Origin of the sequence: Solibacillus daqui (genome assembly GCF_028747805.1) — a bacterium.
GTDB lineage: Bacteria > Bacillota > Bacilli > Bacillales_A > Planococcaceae > Solibacillus > Solibacillus daqui.
In genome coordinates this window covers 3565226-3587973 of record NZ_CP114887.1, presented here as the reverse complement: position 1 = coordinate 3587973, position 22748 = coordinate 3565226, and the positions used below count along the sequence as shown (strand labels likewise).

Annotated in this window: 20 protein-coding genes; 10 read left to right on the top strand and 10 right to left on the bottom strand. The window is 37.2% G+C overall.

All coding sequences use genetic code 11. From position 1 onward, the window contains the following. Position 1: 1 nt before the first annotated feature. From O7776_RS17620 to O7776_RS17605, 4 genes are all read right to left on the bottom strand, one after another. Positions 2–1048 carry an ABC transporter ATP-binding protein gene (locus O7776_RS17620; protein ID WP_274308234.1) on the bottom strand — a complete coding sequence of 349 codons (1047 nt, stop codon included), beginning with the start codon at positions 1046–1048 and terminating at the stop codon, positions 2–4. Between the two features lie 14 nt (positions 1049–1062). Further along, a complete protein-coding gene (locus O7776_RS17615) occupies positions 1063–1995 on the bottom strand; it encodes an ABC transporter permease (protein WP_274308233.1) in 933 nt (310 codons plus the stop codon). After that, positions 1995–2924, bottom strand: coding sequence for an ABC transporter permease (locus O7776_RS17610; RefSeq protein WP_241370286.1), 930 nt, complete (start codon positions 2922–2924; stop codon positions 1995–1997). The genes O7776_RS17615 and O7776_RS17610 overlap by 1 nt, the downstream gene beginning before the upstream one ends. Before the next feature lie 242 nt (positions 2925–3166). Next, positions 3167–4792 (bottom strand): peptide ABC transporter substrate-binding protein, encoded by a 1626-nt coding sequence (locus O7776_RS17605; RefSeq protein ID WP_274308232.1) that lies wholly within the window; start codon positions 4790–4792, stop codon positions 3167–3169. A 356-nt stretch (positions 4793–5148) separates the two neighbouring features. On the opposite strand from O7776_RS17605, the gene O7776_RS17600 reads away from it, so the two are divergent. The 5 genes from O7776_RS17600 (at position 5149) to cydS (ending at position 9405) form a co-directional block, all read left to right on the top strand. Next, complete coding sequence (locus O7776_RS17600) at positions 5149–5706, top strand: thioredoxin family protein (protein WP_274308231.1); 558 nt, start codon at positions 5149–5151, stop codon at positions 5704–5706. Positions 5707–5879: 173 nt separating this feature from the next. Then, a complete protein-coding gene (locus tag O7776_RS17595) occupies positions 5880–6797 on the top strand; it encodes a diacylglycerol kinase (RefSeq protein WP_274308230.1) in 918 nt (305 codons plus the stop codon). Positions 6798–6929: 132 nt separating this feature from the next. Next, positions 6930–8264 carry a cytochrome ubiquinol oxidase subunit I gene (locus O7776_RS17590; RefSeq protein WP_274308229.1) on the top strand — a complete coding sequence of 445 codons (1335 nt, stop codon included), beginning with the start codon at positions 6930–6932 and terminating at the stop codon, positions 8262–8264. A 1-nt stretch (position 8265) separates the two neighbouring features. Beyond that, positions 8266–9291 carry a cytochrome d ubiquinol oxidase subunit II gene (locus O7776_RS17585; protein ID WP_274308228.1) on the top strand — a complete coding sequence of 342 codons (1026 nt, stop codon included), beginning with the start codon at positions 8266–8268 and terminating at the stop codon, positions 9289–9291. Positions 9292–9303: 12 nt separating this feature from the next. Further along, the gene (gene cydS / locus O7776_RS20395; RefSeq protein ID WP_420802130.1) at positions 9304–9405 is read left to right on the top strand and encodes a cytochrome bd oxidase small subunit CydS family protein; all 102 of its coding nucleotides are present in this window, start codon (positions 9304–9306) and stop codon (positions 9403–9405) included. A gap of 53 nt (positions 9406–9458) precedes the next feature. Here the strand turns inward: cydS and O7776_RS17580 are convergent, their stop codons facing one another. After that, positions 9459–11144 carry a methyl-accepting chemotaxis protein gene (locus tag O7776_RS17580; RefSeq protein WP_274308227.1) on the bottom strand — a complete coding sequence of 562 codons (1686 nt, stop codon included), beginning with the start codon at positions 11142–11144 and terminating at the stop codon, positions 9459–9461. A 187-nt stretch (positions 11145–11331) separates the two neighbouring features. Between O7776_RS17580 and rlmD the strand changes: the two genes are divergently transcribed. Together rlmD and O7776_RS17570 are read left to right on the top strand one after the other, a co-directional pair. After that, positions 11332–12699: a 23S rRNA (uracil(1939)-C(5))-methyltransferase RlmD gene (rlmD, locus tag O7776_RS17575; RefSeq protein WP_274310539.1), complete on the top strand. Its 1368-nt coding sequence runs from the start codon at positions 11332–11334 to the stop codon at positions 12697–12699. Positions 12700–13239: 540 nt separating this feature from the next. Then, entirely contained in the window at positions 13240–13950 is a 711-nt protein-coding gene (locus O7776_RS17570) for a GDSL-type esterase/lipase family protein (RefSeq protein WP_274308226.1), read from the top strand. 49 nt (positions 13951–13999) lie between these two features. On the opposite strand, the gene O7776_RS17565 is transcribed toward O7776_RS17570, so the two are convergent. The 4 genes from O7776_RS17565 to O7776_RS17550 all read right to left on the bottom strand — a co-directional run bounded on the left by O7776_RS17565 (position 14000) and on the right by O7776_RS17550 (position 18246). Further along, complete coding sequence (locus O7776_RS17565) at positions 14000–15055, bottom strand: acyltransferase family protein (RefSeq protein ID WP_274308225.1); 1056 nt, start codon at positions 15053–15055, stop codon at positions 14000–14002. Positions 15056–15558: 503 nt separating this feature from the next. Then, entirely contained in the window at positions 15559–16476 is a 918-nt protein-coding gene (locus O7776_RS17560; RefSeq protein WP_274308224.1) for a hypothetical protein, read from the bottom strand. Positions 16477–16691: 215 nt separating this feature from the next. Then, positions 16692–17111 (bottom strand): hypothetical protein, encoded by a 420-nt coding sequence (locus O7776_RS17555; RefSeq protein ID WP_274308223.1) that lies wholly within the window; start codon positions 17109–17111, stop codon positions 16692–16694. A gap of 226 nt (positions 17112–17337) precedes the next feature. Then, the gene (locus O7776_RS17550) at positions 17338–18246 is read right to left on the bottom strand and encodes a copper amine oxidase N-terminal domain-containing protein (protein WP_274308222.1); all 909 of its coding nucleotides are present in this window, start codon (positions 18244–18246) and stop codon (positions 17338–17340) included. A gap of 621 nt (positions 18247–18867) precedes the next feature. On the opposite strand from O7776_RS17550, the gene O7776_RS17545 reads away from it, so the two are divergent. Then, complete coding sequence (locus tag O7776_RS17545; protein WP_274308221.1) at positions 18868–19401, top strand: sigma-70 family RNA polymerase sigma factor; 534 nt, start codon at positions 18868–18870, stop codon at positions 19399–19401. Continuing rightward, positions 19394–20422: a DUF4179 domain-containing protein gene (locus O7776_RS17540; protein ID WP_274308220.1), complete on the top strand. Its 1029-nt coding sequence runs from the start codon at positions 19394–19396 to the stop codon at positions 20420–20422. The genes O7776_RS17545 and O7776_RS17540 overlap by 8 nt, the downstream gene beginning before the upstream one ends. A gap of 537 nt (positions 20423–20959) precedes the next feature. Here O7776_RS17540 and O7776_RS17535 read toward each other — a convergent pair. Next, positions 20960–21268 (bottom strand): hypothetical protein, encoded by a 309-nt coding sequence (locus O7776_RS17535; protein ID WP_274308219.1) that lies wholly within the window; start codon positions 21266–21268, stop codon positions 20960–20962. 594 nt (positions 21269–21862) lie between these two features. Between O7776_RS17535 and O7776_RS17530 the strand changes: the two genes are divergently transcribed. Beyond that, complete coding sequence (locus O7776_RS17530; protein ID WP_274308218.1) at positions 21863–22399, top strand: D-glycero-alpha-D-manno-heptose-1,7-bisphosphate 7-phosphatase; 537 nt, start codon at positions 21863–21865, stop codon at positions 22397–22399. Positions 22400–22748: the final 349 nt, after the last annotated feature.

Sequence of the window (22748 nt, the reverse complement as noted above, 5' to 3'; positions counted from 1 at the left end):
ATTATTTGCCCTCCTGTTGATAGCCAGAAATACGGCGTGCTACCGCATCAGGAAGTGGAGTTGGTGGCGCATCTGGATGTAGTAACCATGTTTTTGCAAAGTGTGTATCTGATACTTTAAACATTGGCGGCTCCATTTCAAAGTCGATTTTCATCGCTAAATCGTTACGAGCTGCGAACGCATCGCCTTTTGGTGGATCGATTAAGTTTGGTGGTGAACCAGGAATCGCCATTAGTAGCTCATCCGTAGAATTGTTTAAGTCTGGCATCGAACCAAGTAAGCCCCATGTGTAAGGGTGCTTTGGATTGTAGAAAATATCTTCTACTGTACCGTACTCAACGATTTGACCCGCATACATAACTGCAACGCGATCAGCTACGTTTGCTACAACACCTAAATCGTGCGTGATGAAAATAATCGACGTATTTGATTTCTTTTGGATGTCTTTCATCAGCTCTAAAATTTGAGCTTGGATTGTTACGTCAAGTGCAGTTGTTGGTTCGTCTGCAATTAATAGTTTTGGATCTGCTGCAAGTGCAATCGCGATAACAACACGTTGACGCATACCACCTGATAATTCGTGTGGGTATGCTTTGTAGCGGCGCTCAGGGAATGGAATCCCTACTTGATCAAGTAGCTCGATCGCACGTTTTTTTGCTTCTTCTTTTGAAGCTGCTTTTTTATGCTTTAAAATAACTTCAGTAATTTGCTTCCCAATACGCATTGTTGGGTTAAGAGCCGTCATTGGATCTTGGAAAATCATTGCGATATCGTTCCCGCGCACGTTCATCATTTCTTTATCTGTTAATGGAATAATATCACGACCGTTGAACTTAATCTCACCACCGGCATAAATACCAGGTGGCTGAGGGATTAATTTCATTAAGGCGTTACTTGTTACCGATTTACCAGAACCAGATTCACCAACAATTGCGAGCGTTTCGCCTTCATATAGTTCAAAGCTAACGCCACGTACGGCTTGTACAACACCAGCGTACGTTTTGAAATTAATACGTAAGTCATTTACTTCTAATACTTTTTTCTTCATAGTGTACGCTCCCCTTATTTACGTAATTTCGGATCAAGTGCGTCACGTAAGCCGTCCCCAACTGCGTTAAATGCGAAAATTGTAATCGAGATTAAGAATGCAGGGAACAATAATCGCCATGGTGCAGATTGAAGTGCTTTGAAACCTTCAGAGGCCATTGTACCCCAGCTGGCAAGAGGAGCTTGTACCCCTAAACCTAAATAGCTTAAGAAACTTTCTGTGAAGATTGCACTTGGAATTGTCATTGTCATTGTTACTAAAATAGCACCCATAGCATTAGGGATTAAGTGACGCTTAATAATATGCCATTGGTTTGCACCTAAAGTACGAGCAGCAAGCACATACTCTTGGTTTTTGATTTTTAATACTTCACTTCGTACGATACGTGCCATGTTCACCCAACCCGTAATCGAAAGGGCGATAATCATTGGCACTAAACCTGGCTCCATAACTACAAGTAAAATAATTACAACTAATAAGTATGGAATAGCTGTTAATACGTCGGCAATACGCATCATGATGTTATCTACGCGTCCGCCTGCAAGACCTGCGATACTACCCCATAAAACACCGATGATTAGGTCAATCACCGCAGCAGTAATACCGATGAATAAAGAAATACGAGCACCTTCCCAAGCACGAACGTAAATATCACGCGCAAGGTCATCTGTACCAAACCAGTTTGCTGCAGAAGGGGCAGAATTGTATAAACCAACGTTTTGTTCATACGAATAAGATGAGAAAATCGGCGCGAAAATCGCAAAGCCTGCAATAATCGCTAATAAGAATAAGCCTAATACTGCTAATTTGTTATGAGAGAAACGATAAAATACTTCCTTCCAATAAGACACTTGTTTTTTCGATAATGCGTCCGTATTTTCAGAACGGCCAACCACTTCGAACATATCAGGTGAAACTTTTGGAATTTGCTGTTCGTTTTGAGCCATTATTTTTTCGCTCCTTTCAATTTAATACGAGGGTCGATTACGCTGTATAAAATATCGACGATTAAAACTGCAAATAATAAAATTAGTGAATAGAATACTGTCGTACCCATAATAACTGTGTAGTCACGGTTCGTAATTGATGTTACGAAGTGGCGACCAAGTCCTGGTACGGCAAAGATTTGTTCGATAACGAAACTACCAGTAATAACCCCAGCAAATAATGGACCAAGATAAGTTACGACTGGTAATAACGCGTTACGTAGCGAGTGTTTGAAAACAATCGTCCATTTACCAAGGCCTTTTGCACGCGCTAATTTTACGTACTCGGAGTTGTTTTGTTCTAACATACTAGAGCGAGTCAGCTTGGCGATGAAACCAACATGCGAAATTGCAATTGCAAATGCAGGTAAGATTGTATACGCAAAACCTTTCCACCCACTTACTGGGAACCAACCAGCTTGGAATGCTAAGTAGTATTGCAGTAAGCCGGCTAAAATGAATGACGGCACCGAAATACCTAAGACTGCAATGATTGTTGCTGCATAATCTGGGAACTTATTGTGATAGAGCGCCGAAACAACTCCTAGTAAAATCCCAAGGCCAATGGCTAGTATCATTGCTTCTAAACCTAATGCAAGAGAAACAGGGAAACTCTCGGAGATCATATCGTTTGTTGAGCGCCCTTTATACTTCATTGATTCACCAAAATCAAAAGTAATTGTATCTACTAAATAGTCTTTATATTGGATATACCAAGGGTTATCCAGACCATATTTGGCGTTTAATTGTTCTTCAATTGCAGGCGGTAATTCACGCTCACTTGCAAACGGGCTACCTGGTGCTAATTGCATTAAGAAGAACGTCGCTGTAATAATTAAGTACATTGCGAGTACGATATAAAGTAATCGTTTAATTATGAATTTAAGCAATGTCCTAACCTCCTTTTTTTATTATTTTGAATATTCTTATATAGAGTGAAAGGGATTACCTGGATTGAATTCCGGGTAATCCCTTTGCACTGAGGATGGTAAAAAATTATTTGACCATCGCAGAAGAACCGCATTAAGCGGATAGCTAAATCATGAAGGTGCATGACCTAAAAATGAATTCTTTTAGGTCAGCTCCTTTATATGAAGCAAATACGGTTTGTATTTACCAAGAATAATGAAAATTATTTAACGTCAACGAATTTTAAGTTGACATGACCTAATGCATCCGGTTCCATGTTTTCTACTTCATCATTTTTGATGAATAAGTTTGTTTGGTAGTAAATCGGTGCAACTGGCATGTCGTCCATGATGATTTTTTCAGCTTGTAATAATAATTCAGTACGTTTTGCAGCGTCTGTTTCAGTAGTAGAAGCTTTTAATAAGTTTGTATATTCTTCGCTAGACCAACCAGTTTGGTTATTACCGTTTGTAGCTGAGTTATACATTTCTAAGAATGAGTAAGCGTCATTGTAGTCGGCTGACCAACCAAGACGACCAATTTGATAATCAGCGTTATTTAATTTATCTAAGTATACTTGCCACTCTGCATTGTCTAATTTAACTGAAATACCTAAGTTAGAAGTCCAGCCTTGTTGGATGAATTGAGCGATAGAAGAGTGAGCTTCTGATGTGTTATAAGAAACTTTTACTTCTAAATCAGCAGGGCTTGCTAAGCCTAATTCTTTTAATCCAGCATCTAAATATTTTTTCGCTTCTTCGATGTTAGCATCTTGGAAGTAACCTTCGTCATCGCCGAAACCTGCTACAGAGTTAGGAACGATACCTAATGCTGGTTGTTTTTCACCTTTAACAATGTTAGAAATTAAGCTTTCACGGTCGATTGCTAATGTTAATGCTTTACGGATGTTTTCGTTTTGCATTACTTCATCTTTTGTATTGAATTTGTACCAGTAAATACCTGAAAGGTCTGTTACGTTTAATTTATCTTCTGATTTTAAACGATCGATAGCATCAAGTGAAATTGTGCCGTATGGAGCACCTAAGAAATCAATTTCACCAGCGTCAAACATAGTCATTTGAGTTGTTTCAGATTCTACCATTGCAACGTTTACAGTGTCGATTGCTACATTTTCAGCATCCCAGTAATTTTCGCTTTTTTCTAATACGATGTCACCAGAGTGATTCCAAGTAGAAAGTGTGTATGCACCGTTACCTACATATGAATCAGCTTCTGTGTACCATTTTGGATTTGCTTCGGCTGTTGCTTTATGAATAGGGTAGAACGTTTTGAAAGCAGTTAACTCTAAGAAATATGGAGTTGGTGCTGCTAATGTTACTTCTAATGTTTTTTCGTCGATTGCTTTTACAGCAACTTCTTCAGCAGTACCAGTACCGTTGTTGTAAGCTTCTGCACCTTTAATTGGGTAAAGGATTGTAGAATACTCAGATGCGTTTTCTGGATTTAATGCCCATAACCAAGCGTAAGCAAAGTCTTCAGCAGTCACTTTTTCACCATTTGACCATTGTGCGTCACGAATAGTGAATGTGTAAGTTAATAAATCTTCAGAAACAACATAGTCTTCAGCAGCAGCTAATTCTGGCACGCCGTCTTTCAGTGTTGTTAAACCTTCAAATGTGTTTTCTAAAATAGCACCTGAAGTAGTATCTGTAGCTAATTGTGGGTGTAATGATGGTGGCTCAGATGTGATTAATAGGTTTAATTCTTTTTCTTCATCACCAGTTGACGATGTTGTTGATTTTTTTTCTTCTTCTGCACCACATGCTGCTAAAATTGCTGATAATGAAAGAGCTGTTGCAGTAAGTGCGACTTTTTTCTTGTGTTTCATTCTAAAAACCCCCTAGAAAATGATGTATACTCAATTTTCTGATAATATTTTGATGCGTTACTACAATATATCAGAAAAATTTTACTAAGAAAAGATAATAGATTTAATTTATTGTTTTTATTAAAAAATCAAATAATTGTTAAAATTCTTAATTTTATGTTATTAAAGATCGATATAAATACAATAAATCGAAATTACAAAAATCTTGTCGTATATGTATCTAAAATTCTACTTAAGGTATCTTGTATTGAAAATTTAGAATTATTTATTTAGTTAACAATTTAGACACATTTAACTTTCTTTTTTTCTAAAAATAGTGCAAAATTAGGAGAAAGAAATAAAAAGGTGGTTATATTATGAAAAAAGAACAACAATATTATGAAGAAAGTAAGGCAATGCGAGATTATATGGAAGATATGTCGCAGCTAAAGGAACAAAGTTTTACGATTTATGATCGCTTTACTTTACCTAACGACGATGTGTTTATCGAGCAACTAAAACAAGCAAATGTGCATATTCTAGCAATTACAGAAGATTGGTGTGGCGATGCGATGATTAATAACCCAATTATCCGAAAAATTGCAGAAGCTGCTGATGTAGAAGTACGTACAGCGCTTCGTGATGCAGATACGGACTTAATTGACCGTTATTTAACAAACGGTGGTCGCGCAATTCCAATGTACTTAATTTTAAATGAAGCAGGTGAAGTTACGACAACTTGGGGTCCACGTGCACCTGAATTACAGCAACTAGTAATGGATCTTCGTGCAACTTTACCAGATAAAGAGGACCCGACATTTGATGAGGCACAAAAAGCCATTTACGAAAAAATGCGTGCACAATATGTAGAAGACGCAAAGCTATGGAATTATGTCTACGAATCATTCAAACAAAAAGTAGCACCATCTCTATAAATTTAAGTCAAAACATCCTATTTTTTACTATGAGTTCTTACTATATAATATAGTAAGAACTTTTTAGGTTTTGAGAGGCGAGTAAGGAGAGAATGATTTGTTGCTTTTCAAAATCAAACAACAGTATACTTTGAACAGAATGAAAAATATTATAAATCAGGATGATAAAACTTATGAAAAGAGCGAGAATAATCTATAATCCCACTTCTGGTCGTGAAGCGTTTAAAAAACATTTACCAGAAGTATTAGAAAAACTTGAAATCGCAGGTTACGAAACATCTTGTCATGCCACAACTGGTGCTGGAGATGCAACAAAGGCAGCGATTGAAGCGGTAAAACGTGAATTCGATGTGGTCATTGCAGTTGGTGGAGATGGTACATTAAATGAAGTGGTGGCTGGTGTTAGTCAATGTGAAAAGCGTCCAAAGGTCGGTTTAATTCCAATGGGTACGACAAATGATTTTGCTCGTGCCGTGCACATCCCGCGTAATATTGAGGAAGCGTTAGAAATCATTATTGGCGGTCAAACGATTCCAGTAGATGTAGGGCTATTAAATGACGATCGTTATTTTATTAACATCGCTGCAGGCGGCCGTATTACGGAATTAACGTATGAAGTACCAAGCAAAATGAAAACCTTACTTGGACAAATGGCTTATTATTTAAAAGCAATCGAAATGATTCCTTCTATTAAATCAACACATATGAATATTAAAATGGACGGCGAAGAATTTGAAGGCAATGCGATGATGTTTTTATGTGGTTTAACAAACTCTGTAGGTGGCTTCGAAAAAATCGCGCCAGACGCATCGATTAATGATGGTTTATTTACAGTCATGATTTTAAAGGAATGTAATATTGCTGATTTCATTCGTATTGCTTCTTTAGCATTGCGTGGAGAGCACCTGTCAGATGAGCGCTTGATTTATCGTAAAGCAAGTCGTGTCGAGGTAACTTCAGAAGAAGATGTGCACTTAAACTTAGATGGCGAGTACGGTGGCGATGTTCCAGCTACCTTCCAAAACTTAAAGCGCCATATTGAAGTATTTGTGCCATTAAATGATATAAGTGAAATCAATGTAATAGAATAGTTTTTATGTGAACCTGTGAGGATTTTTATTCCTTGCAGGTTTTTTGCTCTTGTTCATGTAATCCGTTCAAATGCAGACTAGTTGGGTATAGTAACGATAATGACATGATTGTTGAGGGGGATTTTTTTTCCGATGAACGAGTCTGCTGTTTTTTGGAGTCGTATATTAACCGAAGTTACGTTATCTTTTCATATTATTTATGCGACGCTTGGGGTAGGAGTACCAATTCTCATAATGATTGCGCAGTGGGTTGGCATTAAAAATAATGATGAACATTACATTTTAATGGCGAGACGTTGGGCGCGTGGCTTCGTAATTACCGTTGCTGTTGGGGTTGTAACAGGGACGGTAATGGGCTTACAGCTTTCGTTACTTTGGCCGAATTTTATGCAGGTGGCGGGACAGCTCATTGCGTTGCCACTCTTTTTGGAGACATTCGCATTTTTCTTTGAAGCAATATTTCTAGGTATTTACTTATACACATGGGATCGCTTCGAAAATCAGAAGAAGCACTTATTATTACTGATTCCTGTAGCGATTGGTGCTTCGATGTCTTCGATGTTTATTACGATTTTGAATGCGTTTATGAATGCGCCACAAGGCTTTGATATGGTCGACGGTCAATTGATTAATATTCAACCACTTGTGGCCATGTTCAACCCTGCGATGCCAACAAAGGTAGCCCATGTGCTCGTAACAGCGTATATGACGTGTGCTTTTATATTAGCCTCGATTGCAGCGTATAAATTAATGCGCGGCTCAAATCATATCTATCATAAAAAAGCGTTGTATTTACTGATGAAATTAGGCTTTATTTTTACAGTGGCGACCGTCATTATTGGCGACTTCTCAGGTAAGTATTTAGCGGAGTACCAACCAGAAAAGCTTGCGGCAGCAGAATGGCATTTTGAAACGAGTGAAAATGCCCCGCTTGTACTGTTTGGGGTTCTGGATGATGGAGAAATAAAGTATGCGATAGAAATTCCCTACATTCTTAGTGTGTTAGCGCACAGTAATCCTACCGCAGAAGTAATTGGACTGGATCAATTTCCTGTGGAAGAACACCCACCATATTATATTCATTACTTTTTTGATGTTATGGTGATGATAGGGATGTTTATGCTTTTTATCTCAGCTATTTATTTACTCGCCATTTGGCGCAAGTGGTCATTTATTCGTTCAAAATGGTTTCGTTTTATCGTTGTTTTAGGTGGACCCTTATCAGTAATTGCGATTGAAACAGGCTGGTGGTTAGCTGAAGTTGGACGTCAGCCATGGGTTTTACGGGGTTACATGACAACAGCAGAAGGGGCAACGACGAGTGATCATGTGGAGCTAATGCTCATACTGTTTTCTATTTTATATTTCATTTTAGCGGTTGGTAGCATTGTGACGCTACATCGTATGTTTAAAAACAATCCAATCGTAAAAGAAATTGCCAAACGCTCTTCGAAAGGAGATGTGTAAGATGACATTGCAACTGATTGGTATTTGTGTATTATGGGCGTTTTTATTTGGCTATGTCATTATTGCTTCGATTGATTTTGGGGCAGGCTTTTATAATGCTTACAGTGTGTTGACAAATCGTTCGGATATTTTGAGTAGTGTGATTAAACGTTACTTGTCACCTGTATGGGAAGTAACGAATGTATTCCTAGTGTTTTTCTTTGTTGGGATTGTCGGCTTCTTTCCACAAACGGCCTATTATTACGGAACAATATTGTTAGTACCCGTCAGTATTTCGCTAATATTACTATCTGTTCGCGGTGCCTATTATGCGTTTGAATCGTATGGTGTGGCAGGGCATAAAGGTTATGCGACGGCTTACGGCATTGCAGGGCTTCTGATTCCAGCCTCGTTGTCGGTCGTGCTGACGATTTCAGAAGGTGGCTATGTGGAAATGGTTGGGGGTGTGCCACAGCTTAGTTATAGGGAGTTATTTACGAGTCCGTTGACGTGGAGTATTGTTGTGCTGAGTATTGTCGCAGTATTGTATATTTCGGCGGTATTTTTAACATGGTATGCGCATAAAGCGGGCGACAAAAATGCAGCAAATCTAATGCGTAAATACGCACTCATTTGGTCGGCGCCACTTGCAATTGCGGCTATCGGGATAATCATTGAATTTAAAGGGCATAATCCGTTTCGCTTTGAACGCATTATAGATGTATGGTGGCTGTTTGCAATTTCAGGTGTGCTATTTTTAATTACTACTTATTTAATATGGATGAAGCGAAGTTATGGGATGGCGATTATTTTATTATTTACGCAGTTTGCATTTGCGTTTTTTGCGTATGGTATTTCGCATTATCCATATTTACTGTATCCGTACTTAACAATTCATGACAGTGTTACGAATCATGAAATGGGGATTGCGCTTATTATTGTCTTTATATTAGGTGCGGCGCTACTTGTTCCATCGCTATATTTATTGTTTAAACTATTTGTATTTGATAAGGATTATGTAGAAGGGGCACGTGACGAGCATGTGTAGGAGGAATGGATGATGTTTGAATTTTTAATATTTTTTGCACCGTTCTTAGTAGTCATTGTAGCACTTGTCGCGGCGTTTTATGTAGCACCTAAGGATAATAAAAGTGAGCGATAATTAACTAAAGCCTTCTTTCATTTGTTAAATCACATTGAAAGAAGGCTTGTTTTTTATATTTTAAACTTATGAAGGCTTTTTCGTAATTCCAATGCTTGAGCAGCAAGACGTTCAGATAATGCATCGACTTGTTGGATAACAGCAGCCTGTTCAGTTGTTGCATTAGCAATTTGTTCTACGTTATTTGCTGTTTGTTCCGTACCGTGTGAAATTTCCATAACAGTAGCAGCAGCTTCTTCGGCACTTGCCGAAATTTCTTGGGATGTTGCCGAAATTTGTTCAACCTGCTGTGACATTTCTCCAATATAATTAGAAATTTCATGGAATGCCTGACCAGCACGATTAATAACGGATACACTTTGCTCTGCGCATTGCAGGCTACTTTCCACGGCGCTGCTCACGTTTTGTGAGTTTGCTTGAATGGTACTCGTGAGACCAACAATTTGTTCGGCAGATTTTTTGGATTGTTCGGCTAGTAAGCGTACTTCATCGGCTACGACCGCAAAGCCTTTCCCATGCTCACCAGCACGCGCTGCTTCAATTGAGGCATTTAATGCTAGTAAATTTGTTTGATCGGCAATGTCGGTAATCGCTTTTGTGATGGCGCTAATTTGCTCGGATTGCTCGATTAAGACTTGTGTTAATTTTGAAATATTTTGCGTTGATTCGTGCATTGTTGCCATTTGACTGTTTGCATCATCAACAATCGCTACACCTGCTGTTGCGGCCTCTGTTAAGGTCATTGCACCGCTATACAATTCCTGTGTAGCACGCGCAATTTCACTGATTCCTTGAGAAGTTTCATCTACTGCATCGGCACCTTCATTTGCTCCAATAGCCATCGTTTCAGAGGTTTGGGTAGTGTGCATGATAAGCTGCTGAATTTGAGCGGTTTCTTTTGAAATGACATGACTATTATGTGTCAACTGCTCTGAGGATTTTGTGAGTTCATCAGAGTTGTGTTGAATATTTGATAGTAGTTCTTCAAAGTTGTGCTGCAAAGTGATAAATGCACGTGAAAGCTTTCCAATTTCATCATTAGATTTAAAGGGTCTATGGTCAATTTTAATATTTCCGTCTGCCATTTGCTCTAAATCCTTTGAAATGATTTGAAGTGGTTTTGTAATGCCGCGCTTTGTATAGAGCATATAACTGGCTACGACAATAATCGTAATGAAAATAAAGACAACAGTGACAATAGTTGAAATATTAATTTGTGTTTTTGTATCGTTTGCCATTGTATCGAGCTGTGTATTTTCAAGCACCTCAATTTTTTCGGTCAATTCATGGGTGAAGGAGCTTGTGTAATTATAATCACCATTAACGATGGTTAGTGCTGCTGATACGTCACGATTTTGAACCGCAGCTGTCATTTTCGAAATTTGCTCGTTAATGAGTGCAAGCTGATTTTGTAAATTCAAAATGAGCGTAGTTGCATCCTTTAAGGTATTTTGTTTTTCTACCTCAGCAATCAGTTCGGTAAGATTATTCGAATATGTAGTAACGGCTTCTAAATTTTTTTGAGACGGATCAACCGTGTAAGCGCGCGCAGAATTACTTTGTAATAGTAGATTTTGTTGAATATCATTAATACGCTGAATTTGTGCCATTTGTACATCTACCGCATTTGATACTTCGTTGCCAATGCGGAAAAATTGAACAGCTGCAAAAATAACGGAAGCTAACATGAGCATTCCAATTGTTAGAAACCCTAAATTCAATTTCATTCGAACAGACATACTGTAAGTCTCCTTTTTGAAAAATTTTAACTTAATTAGTAATTATAAATTATAGTAGCATTAGGAAGTAAATACCACACAAACTATAATAGGCAAAATTATTAGAATTAAATGATGGAATTTCTAGAAGTGCATTTTTAGAGCGACATGGTACAATAGAGAGATTGAAATGAGAGGACGAACTGATATGACGGCACCGATTAAAAAGAATGATCGTACAACGGTTTATATAGAAGATTTAACACATGATGGCAATGGCGTTGCAAAAATCGACGGTTATCCATTATTCATTCAAGGGGCACTTCCTGGCGAAACAATTGAAGTGCATGTTTTGAAAACATTGAAAAATTACGGCTTTGCAAAAATTATTGAAATTTTAACGAAATCACCAGATCGCGTAGATGCACCATGCGACTATTTTGCACAGTGTGGTGGCTGCCAATTACAGCACCTTTCATATGAGGGACAATTAAAATGGAAGCAATCAATGGTCGAAAATGTGATGAAGCGCTTAGGGAAAATTGATGCACCGGTTCATCCAGTAAAAGGAATGGACGAGCCATGGCATTACCGCAACAAATCTCAAATCCCATTTGCGCAATCAGAAACAGGCGAAATTGTTGCGGGCTTCTACAAAACGAAATCGCATAGCATCGTCAACATGGAGCGCTGCCTAATCCAAAATGGTGAAGCTGATACGGTGATGGCTGAATTAAAACGTGAACTCATGGTATTAGGGGTACGTCCATACGACGAAGCTTCTCACCAAGGAATGCTACGTCATGTTGTTGTGCGTAAAGGTCGCGCAACAGGCGAAGTAATGATCGTACTTGTCACGAAATCAAAAAAATTCCCACAAAAAGAGGAAGTCGTCGCTAAAATCCGTGAACTTGTACCAAACGTGACGTCGATTGTACAAAACGTAAACGGCGAAAAAACGAATGTCATTTTCGGTAATGACACGTTCACACTATGGGGCAAAGATACGATTGAAGACACAATCGGCAACGTACGCTTCGAAATTTCAGCGCGTTCGTTCTATCAAGTAAACCCAATTCAAACAGAGGTGCTCTACAAGCAAGCACTAGACTATGCACAGCTTGAAGGCAATGAGCGTGTTATTGATGCGTACTGTGGTATCGGCTCCATTTCGCTATTTTTAGCACAAAAAGCCGGTCATGTTATGGGTGTTGAAATTGTAGAGCAAGCTATTGAAGATGCAAAACGCAATGCCGAGCTAAACGGCTTCACGAACACGTATTTCGAAGCAGGCCCTGCCGAAGAAGTCATTCCACGCTGGTACAAAGAAGGTAAAGTTGCCGACGTATTAGTAGTAGACCCACCGCGTAAAGGCTGCGATGAAGCACTACTATACACAATTATCGAGCAAAAACCAAAACGTGTTGTTTATGTTTCGTGTAACCCAGCCACACTAGCACGTGATCTTCGTATTTTAGAAGATGGTGGGTATAAGACGCAGGAAGTACAGCCGGTAGATATGTTCCCGCATACGACGCATTGTGAAGCGGTTGCGTGGCTTGAATTAGCTGACTAATCCTTATTTAGGTGAGTTTATTAACGTACGCTTTATACGGATGTGTCTTTGGTATATCTAACTTAATATTTGTTAAAACATAAAAAGCAGACGGTTTAGAAGTGCGGTAATGCACCTCTAATTGGCCGTCTGTTTTTACTTTTATAATTTGGATGAAGCGGGCTAAAATTGATATTGTAATTTTAGTACATAGAGTTTCATGTAGACAAATGCTTAAGTTCGAAAAGATACGCCATGTTACAGTTCAATCTTAAGAGGGTAGTAAATGATATGCTGCTGCCATGACAAGTGAAATCGGTTGATTCGGGTATTTCGAGGCATGCCGCTAATAACGAAGCGTATATCGCTTCGATAAAGCCCCAAATTATACATAGAGCATTGCGTCAATACGGGGAGCAACTGCCAGTAAAAGCCCGATTGATTGGGTTCTGCAGGAGGCGTGGAAATAAGGCATTGCAACAGGACGTAGCGAACTTTGCATTTTGTTCGGCTGCTCAGCGGGAATAACATCCCAGAGCCAAGTTAGAAATAGGAGTGTTTATGTTGGAAAAGAGTTATATTATATTTATAATTTCATTACTATTAAATGTACTGTTATTAGGAACAGGAAGCTATGTGGTGAAAAATATCGGCGGATTTGAATTTGTTAAAACAAAACTGCAGTCAACACCATCTCCCAAGAAGGATTCCGCCTATTACTTTACGAAAAAAAGCATCTTTGAACATTCGTCAATTAGTAATATAGATAAAGTGTTCATTGGTGACAGTATTTCCGATTACGGAGAATTCCAAGAATACTTTCCCGGTGAAGTTGTGCTGAATCGAGGAATCCGGAATGATGGGGCAGAAGGTGTATTGAATCGGATACAGGAAGTAGTGGACCGCAACCCGAAAGAGGCGTATTTGATGATTGGTGTCAATGATATCCGTTATGGAACAGAAGCCGAAGTATTTAAAAGTAACGTAGAGAAAATCGTGCATTCGTTTGAAGGAAAAGATACAAAGCTTGCTATTCAATCAATCCTACCTGTGAATAACGGGTTATTCGGAAATGAAGTGACAAATGACAAAGTGATGCGATTTAATATTATTTTGCAACAGATTGCGTATGATAAGGGAATTGAGTATATCGATCTGCATTCGAGCTTTATCGATAAAAACGGGCAACTGGATAAGCAGTTCACAGGTGATGGGCTTCATCTAAATGGGAAAGGGTATGAAGTTTGGGTCGATAGGCTTCGCTCAAAATAAAATCAAGTATATAAAAAGCTGAACCTCACAGATGAGGTCCAGCATTTTTTTACGTCGGAATAGGTGTCTTTTCTTTCTTGATTGAAAACCCGCCAAGCAGAATTGTCCCGTTCGGTAGCAATTTTTTTATTAAAATTGAAACAATAATAGGAATGAATATTCCAATCGTTGTGTAACCAATAAGCCCGTACGTGAAATAATCATTTAAAATAATATCTGCAAATATATGCAAATACATAATGGAAAGCGAGTGATTTTCTATTTTCTGCAGCCAGTTGAGCGACAGTTTTGCTGCGAGCAACTGGAAGCATCCTACTAATACGATTGTAAATGATAAAGGAATGACCAAATCCAATATAAGATGGTCATACCGTAAGAACTTCATACTCAGTCGATAATCGATGATATTGAAGCTATCAAGCAATACCGCCGTCGCACTCAGGAACACGGCCGTACTCATCCATCGTTTTGAAATATCCATCCACAGATTTTTGAAATAATACCCGATTGCAAAATAGACGATTGCCATCAGCGCAACATCGATGTTCCAAATCATTGGAATCGATTGCGCTGCTTCGGAGGGCTTGCCGCCGATGACATTCATAGCGATGATGCTCTCAAAATGTGCGATAGCATAAAAGAGTCCTAGAATTATAAACTGTTTCATCCGATTGAAGTAGGTCGTCAACCACATGAATAATAAGTATGTGAAGAATAATGTCGTCACAAACCAGAAAACACCATATGCTCCGCGAATAAAACGCCCCCCTATGGCAAGTGTCCATATGTCATTAAGATACCATTCTAAATCCCAATTGCCTGAAAAAAGCTCCATTCCATAACGAACTAGTGTAATACTAGCAAGGAAAAATAGGTAAGGGAAGATTAATTGCATGAAACGCTTGTGAATCGTAAGCTTTATATCCTTTTTATCTAAAACCGGCTTAAAAAACAAACCGCTTAATATGAAAAATGCAGGCATATGAAACCAATAGATATATTTCGCGAGTGGAAAGTCGAGCTCTCCTGGATAATGCCCGATGATGACAAGGATCATTAAGAACCCTTTCGTAATATCCACCCACGTTATCCGTTTTTTCTTCATCAATATACACCTCTAAAAGAAATATGCTGCTATTATATACCCTCTTTTCGTGTTAATAGTGCAATGTAACAGTATAGATATGTAATTGTTAAATAAACGGTAATATACGGAGATAAAGGATTCTTGTGGTGTCTATAATCATAAAAGAAATTCCTAACCACTGAACAGAAGTGACGGTTTCAGCTCGGATAATTCTTGCTGAAAGAATTGCGACAGGCAGTTTAATGTGACTCTATTACATCTAAATTGTTCACGCTCAGCATTCATGGCATTGTGAAGCGGTTGCGTGATTGGAATTAGTATAATGAAAAAAGAACGAATATCCGATGGTGGAATTCGTTCTTTTTTTCTTGGCTTTTTAAAAGGATTAAAGGTATTTTTGTTGAAGTTATTGAACTAACGGAGTAGTAATAAATAGAGAAAAAAAGCAATGTTTTGTTGAACAGAGTTAAGCAGAGTTTAGGGGTACTTTGAAAAAATTTTAAAGCGAATGAGGGAATCTGCTATTTCCATAGGAAAGCATGAACTTCCCCATTAGCCGTTCCCGAATCTCCCACAATCTGTTTACGGTTATTAATCTCAGAAGCAAAACTGGATGTTCCTCCGAGCGTACCGAGATCGGTCATCACACCTTTTTGCCATAGGAAAGCGTGTTCTTCCCCATTAGCCGTCTCCGAAGATCCCACAATCTGTCCCCGGTTATTAATACCAAGAGCAAAACTGAATGTTCCCCCAAGCGTACCGAGATCGGTCATCACACCGTTTTGCCATAGGAAAGCATGGAATTCCCCATTAGCAGCATTTGAAAGTCCCACAATCTGTCCATGTTCATTTATACTCGCAGCAAAACTCTCGCTCCCACCAAGCGTACTGAGATCAGTCATCACACCGTTTTGCAATAGGAAAGCGTGTCTTTCTCCATTAGCCGAATCCGAAGATCCCGTAATCTGTCCACGTTCATTTATACTAGTAGCAAAACTGAATGTTCCCCCGAGCGTACCAAGATCGGTCATCACACCGTTTTGCCATAGGCAAGCATGAGTTTCCTCATTAGCCGTATTCGATCCTCCCACAATCTGTCCACAGTTATTAATACTATTAGCTTGACTAAAGCTTCCCCCAAGCGTACCGAGATTGGTCATCACACCGTTTTGCCATAGGAAAGCCCGATCTTCCCCATTAGCCGTATCCGAACCTCCTACAATCTGTCCATGTTCATTTATACCAAGAGCTTGACTAAAGAATCCACCAAACGTACCGAGATCGGTCATCACGCCATTTTGCCATAGGAAAGGGTGGAATTCCAAATCATTAGCCGTAGTCGAAAGTCCCACAATCTGTCCACGTTCATTTATAAAATTAGCAGAACTGAATGTTCCCCCAAGTGTACCTAAATCAATCATATACGGTGTTATTCCCATATACATCATCCTTTCAAGAAAGTATATGAAAGATTTAATATGAATGATTGTGCTATACTCTCGTCTTATTAGGCTCTAGTCTGTCTTTTAATCTTGAATATCTAGTAGATAAAAAAATACCTGCAGTTAAAACACTCTTATTCAAGTGTCCAAACTACAGGTACCTATTATGTGAATCTCAGCTCTCTGCTTTTTAAACTTTTAAATGGTTAGTTTTATTTATACAATTCCTTATATAAAACATATTTTAAAGCAGAAATTTCATCTTCAGTCAGTTTACCTTCAATTTCGGATAATACTTCATCCTTATTAATTGAACCGTTTTGCGCTTGTTCCTGAATATCTAGTAAACGATTAACGCCCACTTTTTTTATTAACACACGTGTCGCTTCTTCCTTAGTTTGGAAGGGAAGAGTATCTGGATTTGTAGTTGCTGCCTCGCTCACAATTTCTTGAACCTTCGAATCGTTCTCGATATAGGATTTTACTTCTTCCAGATTCTCATCATTTAAAGTAGATTCCGCTTTTTCGATTATTTTTTCGGAAGCGATATTTGTCCCAAAATGCCACACAGCATAGCCAGCTGCTCCAAGTAAAACAAAAAATATTGCGGTAATTGTTAAAAACTTTTTCATCAACTCACTCCTGACACTATGAATATAGCACACCTTCTCAAAAATCACGAAGAAAAGACGTTTTCTATAATTGGTTTAATTACAATTATTTACGAACCCAGAGCCTAATTTTTCACCCTATTATATATATAGCAAAAAGTGCCGAAACACTTTTAAATCAACATTTCGGCACTTTGTGTTATGGATATTTAATGGAGAAACATCCTTGGGATGGCCCCTTCCCATCTTATTTTAAGTATTCTTCAACAAATTCAACGGGGACATATGTTTTATTTGCTTCTAACAATACAGGTGCTACAGGAAGTGGACGTAATGCTTTGTTAAAACCAAATATTTTTTCTCCGCGTGTAATAGTGTAAGATAAATTTTCTTTTGATACAATGGCACCTTTATCTATCGCCTCAACTTTATAGCCCAGTTTTTCGGCAATCAAGCGTAACGGAACCATCTTTGTTCCATCTACCTCATAAAAATCAGCCGCGATTATGGCTTCAATTTCTGCTGCAATGGTATTTTCAGACTCATCAAGAATGATCACCTTTGAAGGTGTTGTTTGAGCAGAGACACTTTCTATTGAGGTTGTATAAAAAACAACTAAGTGCTTCTCTGCTAAATCTTTAGCTGTAACTTTCTCCCCCTTGGAGTTTAGAAGCTCAGTTTTTTCACTTATGTTTAATTTTAAAATATCATAAGTATTTGTTAAGTTTTCATAGAAGTAATCAACTTCAACTAATCCAGCTTCCTCTGTTTCAACAATGACAACGTCAGGATTGAATTTTGGTGGATAAATTAATGTTTGCGGCTTGTTTGCAAATGTATAAGCTACTATTTTATCCCCATTTTTAAGCTCTGCTTTCTTACCTGTATTATCGAACACTAGTGTATCTTTTGATATCTCTAAAATGTTCGTTTGATCACCATCTTTTACAGTGTAATATTTAATATTTTCACCATTTTTGATATTCTCAACTGTTCCGTGCGTATTGTTGAAAATGTGAACAGGATCGATTTGAATTTGAGGAATGTTTTGTTCTGTTTTTGTAGGATTTTCATTTGCTGAAGCGACTGGTACTAGTACACTTCCAAATAATAAAGCTGTCATTGCTGCTGCAGGTGCATATTTTTTCATGTTCATAAAATCTCTCCTTAATATGTGGTTCACGGTAGTAGTAGCTTTAAATTGGTAAAAGTTTCATCAATTACAGGGAAATTTAAAGCAAAACCACCAGAAAGCCAATACTCTCAATCTATTTTTACTTAATTTACTGGTGCTTTTTCAAAAATTGCTACGATTTTTTATATCGTTTTCCTGTGACTTCTAATTCTTTTAGAAAAACTTCTGCTACTAAAAAAGGTGACTTTACTTTCCGACAGCAACATAACGAACTTCAACAATCGGACGCGATTGTGGAGTAACACAGGAAGAAAATGAACAAACTTTTCTATAAAAAACAAACTTAAAACTGCTAAAGAAGAATCCATTTTGATGAAACTTTTTTTCAAAATGGATTCTTCTTATTTATCGTAAAATAAGGATTTACGAGGTGTTTTGCTCAAACTTTATTTCAAAGCTACAATTAAAATGGCCAAGCAAAAGGGGAAATATCGAGGAAGAGTTAAAAAATATACAGATAAGCATCAAGGTATGAATCATGCCATTGAAATACAATGTGTAACAATTTTAATGCATTTAATTGTTTTGCAACCGATTTACTTCCTCATTCGACTTTATTGTGTAACGGAGAGGAGAACTAAAATGGATATAGCAAAATTAGTGAAAAAGGCAAAAAAGGGTGATGATGAATCATTTGAACAACTGATTGGTTCTGTTCGACAAAAGCTGTACCGAACAGCCTATGCATACGTTAGAAATGAACAAGATGCTCTTGATGTCTATCAAGAAACAATTTATACAGCCTATATTTCAATAAAGACATTAAAAAAGCCTGAAAGTTTTTCAAGTTGGATTACAAAAATTTTAGTTTTTAAATCGATTGATTTTATTCGGAAAGAGTCCCGCTATTTTACTACAGATAATGAGGAAATCTTTACTGAATTAATCGCTTCTGAAAATGTTGATTTTATCATGCATTCGATGGATTTATCAGAGGCCTTTAAATTTTTAAATCCTACTGTTAAGACCATTATTTTGTTGAGGTATTATCACGATTTGTCCATTAAAGAAATTGCCACCATCATGAATTACCCGGAAGGAACCGTGAAATCACACTTAAATCGGGCGAAAAAAGAGCTAAGACCCATTTTAAAGGAGGGCTATCTTTATGAATAAAGACAAATTCAATCGATCTATCGACAACATAAATGTACCAATTGAAAAGGTAATGGCTAGGGAGAAGGCGGCTATCTTTCAAGCTAAGAAAAAAAGAAAAGTAGGAAAAACCACAAAACGGTCAGTCTTGGTTGCATGTGGGTTATGTATATCTTTGCTTGGTTCTGGATTTGTTTCAACAGGCATGGCAGAAGCATTATCAAATATCCCCCTGATTGGTCCAATTTATAAGGATTTTAGAGACATTGCCTCAGAGAAAATTGAACACGATCAACTTACGACAGTAATTGATAAACAAGATAGTAAAAACGGCTTAACAATGACTGTAAAAGAAGCAGCTTATGATGGCAACCGGTTAATCGTAACAGTAGTTTACACAGGTCAAAAAGAACTTTCGATGGAAGAAGAAAAGGCCGGCTTTAGCTATATAACAATTAATGGACAACAAGAAATTAAACCAGTAATTGGTTCAACAGGTCAGGACGACATAAACTCGAAAACAATAATTGAACATCATCAATTTACCTTCTCTAAATATAATGAATTTGGCGATAACATTGAGATTGAGGTCCATGGAGAAAACTTATTTGGCTATGAGGGCAAGTTGAAGGTGGCTTTCCCACTTAAAAAAATAAAAGGCGATGTGTTTGAGTTTTATCCAAAGGTTACAACTAAAACGGTTGATGATGTTTATAAGTTAACAGCGGACAAAGTAACCTTTTCCCCTCTATCAACCAGAATAGACCTAACGATTGATTACCCTGTTGAAATGGATAAAAACGATACTTGGCCATGGTTTGATTTCTCTGTAGTTGATGATAATGGTCAGGTATATGATAAAGAGAAACTACAAGCAGGCATGGTTTTTGGGAACTATGGTCATCATATGGTACTGACTTTACCTCCAATGGATACAATACCAAAATCATTTACACTTAAGCCAAGTCGACAAAATAGTGAAGGTTTTAGCAAAGAAATAAAGGAATTAGAATTGGTCGTTCCTTTAAATAAAAGTAAATGATGACCTCGTTTGCTCATATCGCGGAAGTGCCTTAAGCTAATGAACACGCGATAGTTGAATAACGAGTTTTATTAAAAGCCGTAATGAAAGCTGGATTCCATTGCCATTGGAATCCGGCTTTTTCACATTAAATTTTCTTAACGTTGTAAATCCGCATTTTCCTGACGCTACTCCTACTAGTAATGGAGTATTTTTACAAGTCATTTTTAAAGTGAGTTTTTTACTAACGGGCTTTACTTCAATAAGGAGTAGAGCCTTTTTCTACTTCAACTCCCATGAAAGAACGTAATAATCTTTTATTCTCTGTGGTGTAGCGCTGGTTTTGCGCTTCATGGATGGCTAACGGTCATTTTAGTTAATCTTGAAAATAGAGTATCAATAAAGAACCTTTATATTTAGGTGTTGTGGAAATCATGAAAACAAAACTTTATCAATTGTAATAATCCTTATTGGCTGCATCAGCTTTGTTAGTTTGTTTATCCATAATATATAGAGCTTTAGGGTCGTCGTTTCTCTAATAACTGTTCACTATAGTTATCACTTATTATGATTCTTATAGCTTTTTTCGTGAATGTAAACTTCATTTTCCATTTGTAACCAATTACTAATAGCAGTTATAATTATTACAAAAATCCCGAGTAAAATAAAAGATATACTATAATGTCCTAAAAAAAATAATATTAATCCAGCAATTAGCAGTAATATAATTAAAATTATTAACATATTTTTAATTTTTCCTTTTTCTTCATAATATCCCCCTTCTTTAAACGTTAATACCTCATTAATTTTTGTATTATTTTGCCATAAATTAAAGTTGAAAATGTCCCCAAAGCGATGTTTGGACACGTTTTTCTTCCTTAACCTTGTAAATGCATAAATTTGATGCCACCCGTTATACAACAATCGGACGCTTTACTTCAATATGGTTCACTATTTTTCACCAATCCCTAAATCTATTATAGAAACGAAGCAAGATGTAAAATCAAAAACTGCATCCATTTGGAAGCAATCTCATTTTTTTCTAAACAGTGTATCCCCAAGAGGGATTCCAACCACAACAACCAAAACCGTTAGAATTACCAGGGCTTTTAAAATAAAATACGCAACTTGATCGAACATCGTATCTCTCCTTCTTTTCTTAATAATTCTTACCTTATATTCAGTAGTTATCCAACTCCTATAGAAGAGTCAAACTAAACTAACAAAGCACAAAGTCAGTTGTTCTTTATTAGCTTAGTTTATTTCATTAAAACGTATGTATGCAGTCGTCACTTTTTATCTTTTGTGATCTTCAACAATAGGGCGCAAAAAGATTTTAAATTATTTTTTTTAGCTGATGGATTTCATTATGGAAATTATTAGACATCCGAAATAAGACTGATTAAAGCCGATAATTTTTAACATAATAAAAGTAATGTTAAAAATTAAAGGTGTGATTGGATGAAAAGGGCAGTTTTTTTAGATCGAGATGGAGTAATAAATGAAGTACTAACTGATCGAGTGAAATTTGTAAACGAGCCGAATCAATTTTATTTTTTACCTGGTGTAGAAGAAGCAATTAAAAGTTTAAATGAGTATTTTGATTATGTGTTTGTCGTAACAAATCAAGGTGGAATTGGATTAGGTTATATGAAGGAAAAGCAGTTAAATAAAATTCATGACTATATGGTGGTTGAATTAGAAAAAAAAGGAGCAACGATTCATGAGGTTGCCTATTGTCCTCATAAACCAAAGGCTGGGTGTGAATGTAGAAAACCAAATAGCAAAATGATTTTAGACTTAGGAGAAAAATACAAAATTGATCTTGAAAAATCATATATGGTTGGAGATACTTATACGGATATTCAGGCAGGTAAAAAAGCAGGTACAAGAACCGTTTTTATTGGTGAGAGCGATCCATTAGCAGATGCAGTGTTCCCAAATTTAAAAGAGGCGGCACAATGGATTATTCGTGATATTAAAAATGATAAGAAATAACCCACAGTGGAAAATTATCCATTGTGGGTTTTAGTAGTTGTAACAGTGGCCAAAGGGCCAGTTTGTAGAGGAAAGTAAAAGCATATTTTTATAATACAAATCAAGTTGTGGAGGATTAAACTTATATTCGTATGGTATTCAGTCTAGTTTCAGTATAAAAAACGTTAAGGGAAATGATTAACGTTTTATACAAGATGGAAGGGAACACCCTGGTGTAGGACATCCTGTGTTTACTGTATTAGATTCAAAAAAACGATCTTTAATTATGAAAGCCCGGACGTGTTTAAAGTGAGATCGAATGATAAGTTTACAAAGGTCAGGTGCAGTTTTTAATATGGAGTTGGAGTCG

Bases quoted from the DNA above. Each gene is read 5' to 3' on its own strand.
- O7776_RS17585 (WP_274308228.1), top strand. From the start codon at position 8,266: ATGACATTGCAACTGATTGGTATTTGTGTATTATGGGCGTTTTTATTT.
- O7776_RS17530 (WP_274308218.1), top strand. From the start codon at position 21,863: ATGAAAAGGGCAGTTTTTTTAGATCGAGATGGAGTAATAAATGAAGTA.
- O7776_RS17550 (WP_274308222.1), bottom strand. From the start codon at position 18,246: ATGAACATGAAAAAATATGCACCTGCAGCAGCAATGACAGCTTTATTA.
- O7776_RS17555 (WP_274308223.1), bottom strand. From the start codon at position 17,111: ATGAAAAAGTTTTTAACAATTACCGCAATATTTTTTGTTTTACTTGGA.
- O7776_RS17595 (WP_274308230.1), top strand. From the start codon at position 5,880: ATGAAAAGAGCGAGAATAATCTATAATCCCACTTCTGGTCGTGAAGCG.
- O7776_RS17540 (WP_274308220.1), top strand. From the start codon at position 19,394: ATGAATAAAGACAAATTCAATCGATCTATCGACAACATAAATGTACCA.
- O7776_RS17600 (WP_274308231.1), top strand. From the start codon at position 5,149: ATGAAAAAAGAACAACAATATTATGAAGAAAGTAAGGCAATGCGAGAT.
- O7776_RS17620 (WP_274308234.1), bottom strand. From the start codon at position 1,048: ATGAAGAAAAAAGTATTAGAAGTAAATGACTTACGTATTAATTTCAAA.
- cydS (WP_420802130.1), top strand. From the start codon at position 9,304: ATGTTTGAATTTTTAATATTTTTTGCACCGTTCTTAGTAGTCATTGTA.
- O7776_RS17570 (WP_274308226.1), top strand. From the start codon at position 13,240: ATGTTGGAAAAGAGTTATATTATATTTATAATTTCATTACTATTAAAT.
- O7776_RS17590 (WP_274308229.1), top strand. From the start codon at position 6,930: ATGAACGAGTCTGCTGTTTTTTGGAGTCGTATATTAACCGAAGTTACG.
- O7776_RS17615 (WP_274308233.1), bottom strand. From the start codon at position 1,995: ATGGCTCAAAACGAACAGCAAATTCCAAAAGTTTCACCTGATATGTTC.
- O7776_RS17605 (WP_274308232.1), bottom strand. From the start codon at position 4,792: ATGAAACACAAGAAAAAAGTCGCACTTACTGCAACAGCTCTTTCATTA.
- rlmD (WP_274310539.1), top strand. From the start codon at position 11,332: ATGACGGCACCGATTAAAAAGAATGATCGTACAACGGTTTATATAGAA.
- O7776_RS17560 (WP_274308224.1), bottom strand. From the start codon at position 16,476: ATGGGAATAACACCGTATATGATTGATTTAGGTACACTTGGGGGAACA.
- O7776_RS17580 (WP_274308227.1), bottom strand. From the start codon at position 11,144: ATGTCTGTTCGAATGAAATTGAATTTAGGGTTTCTAACAATTGGAATG.
- O7776_RS17545 (WP_274308221.1), top strand. From the start codon at position 18,868: ATGGATATAGCAAAATTAGTGAAAAAGGCAAAAAAGGGTGATGATGAA.
- O7776_RS17565 (WP_274308225.1), bottom strand. From the start codon at position 15,055: ATGAAGAAAAAACGGATAACGTGGGTGGATATTACGAAAGGGTTCTTA.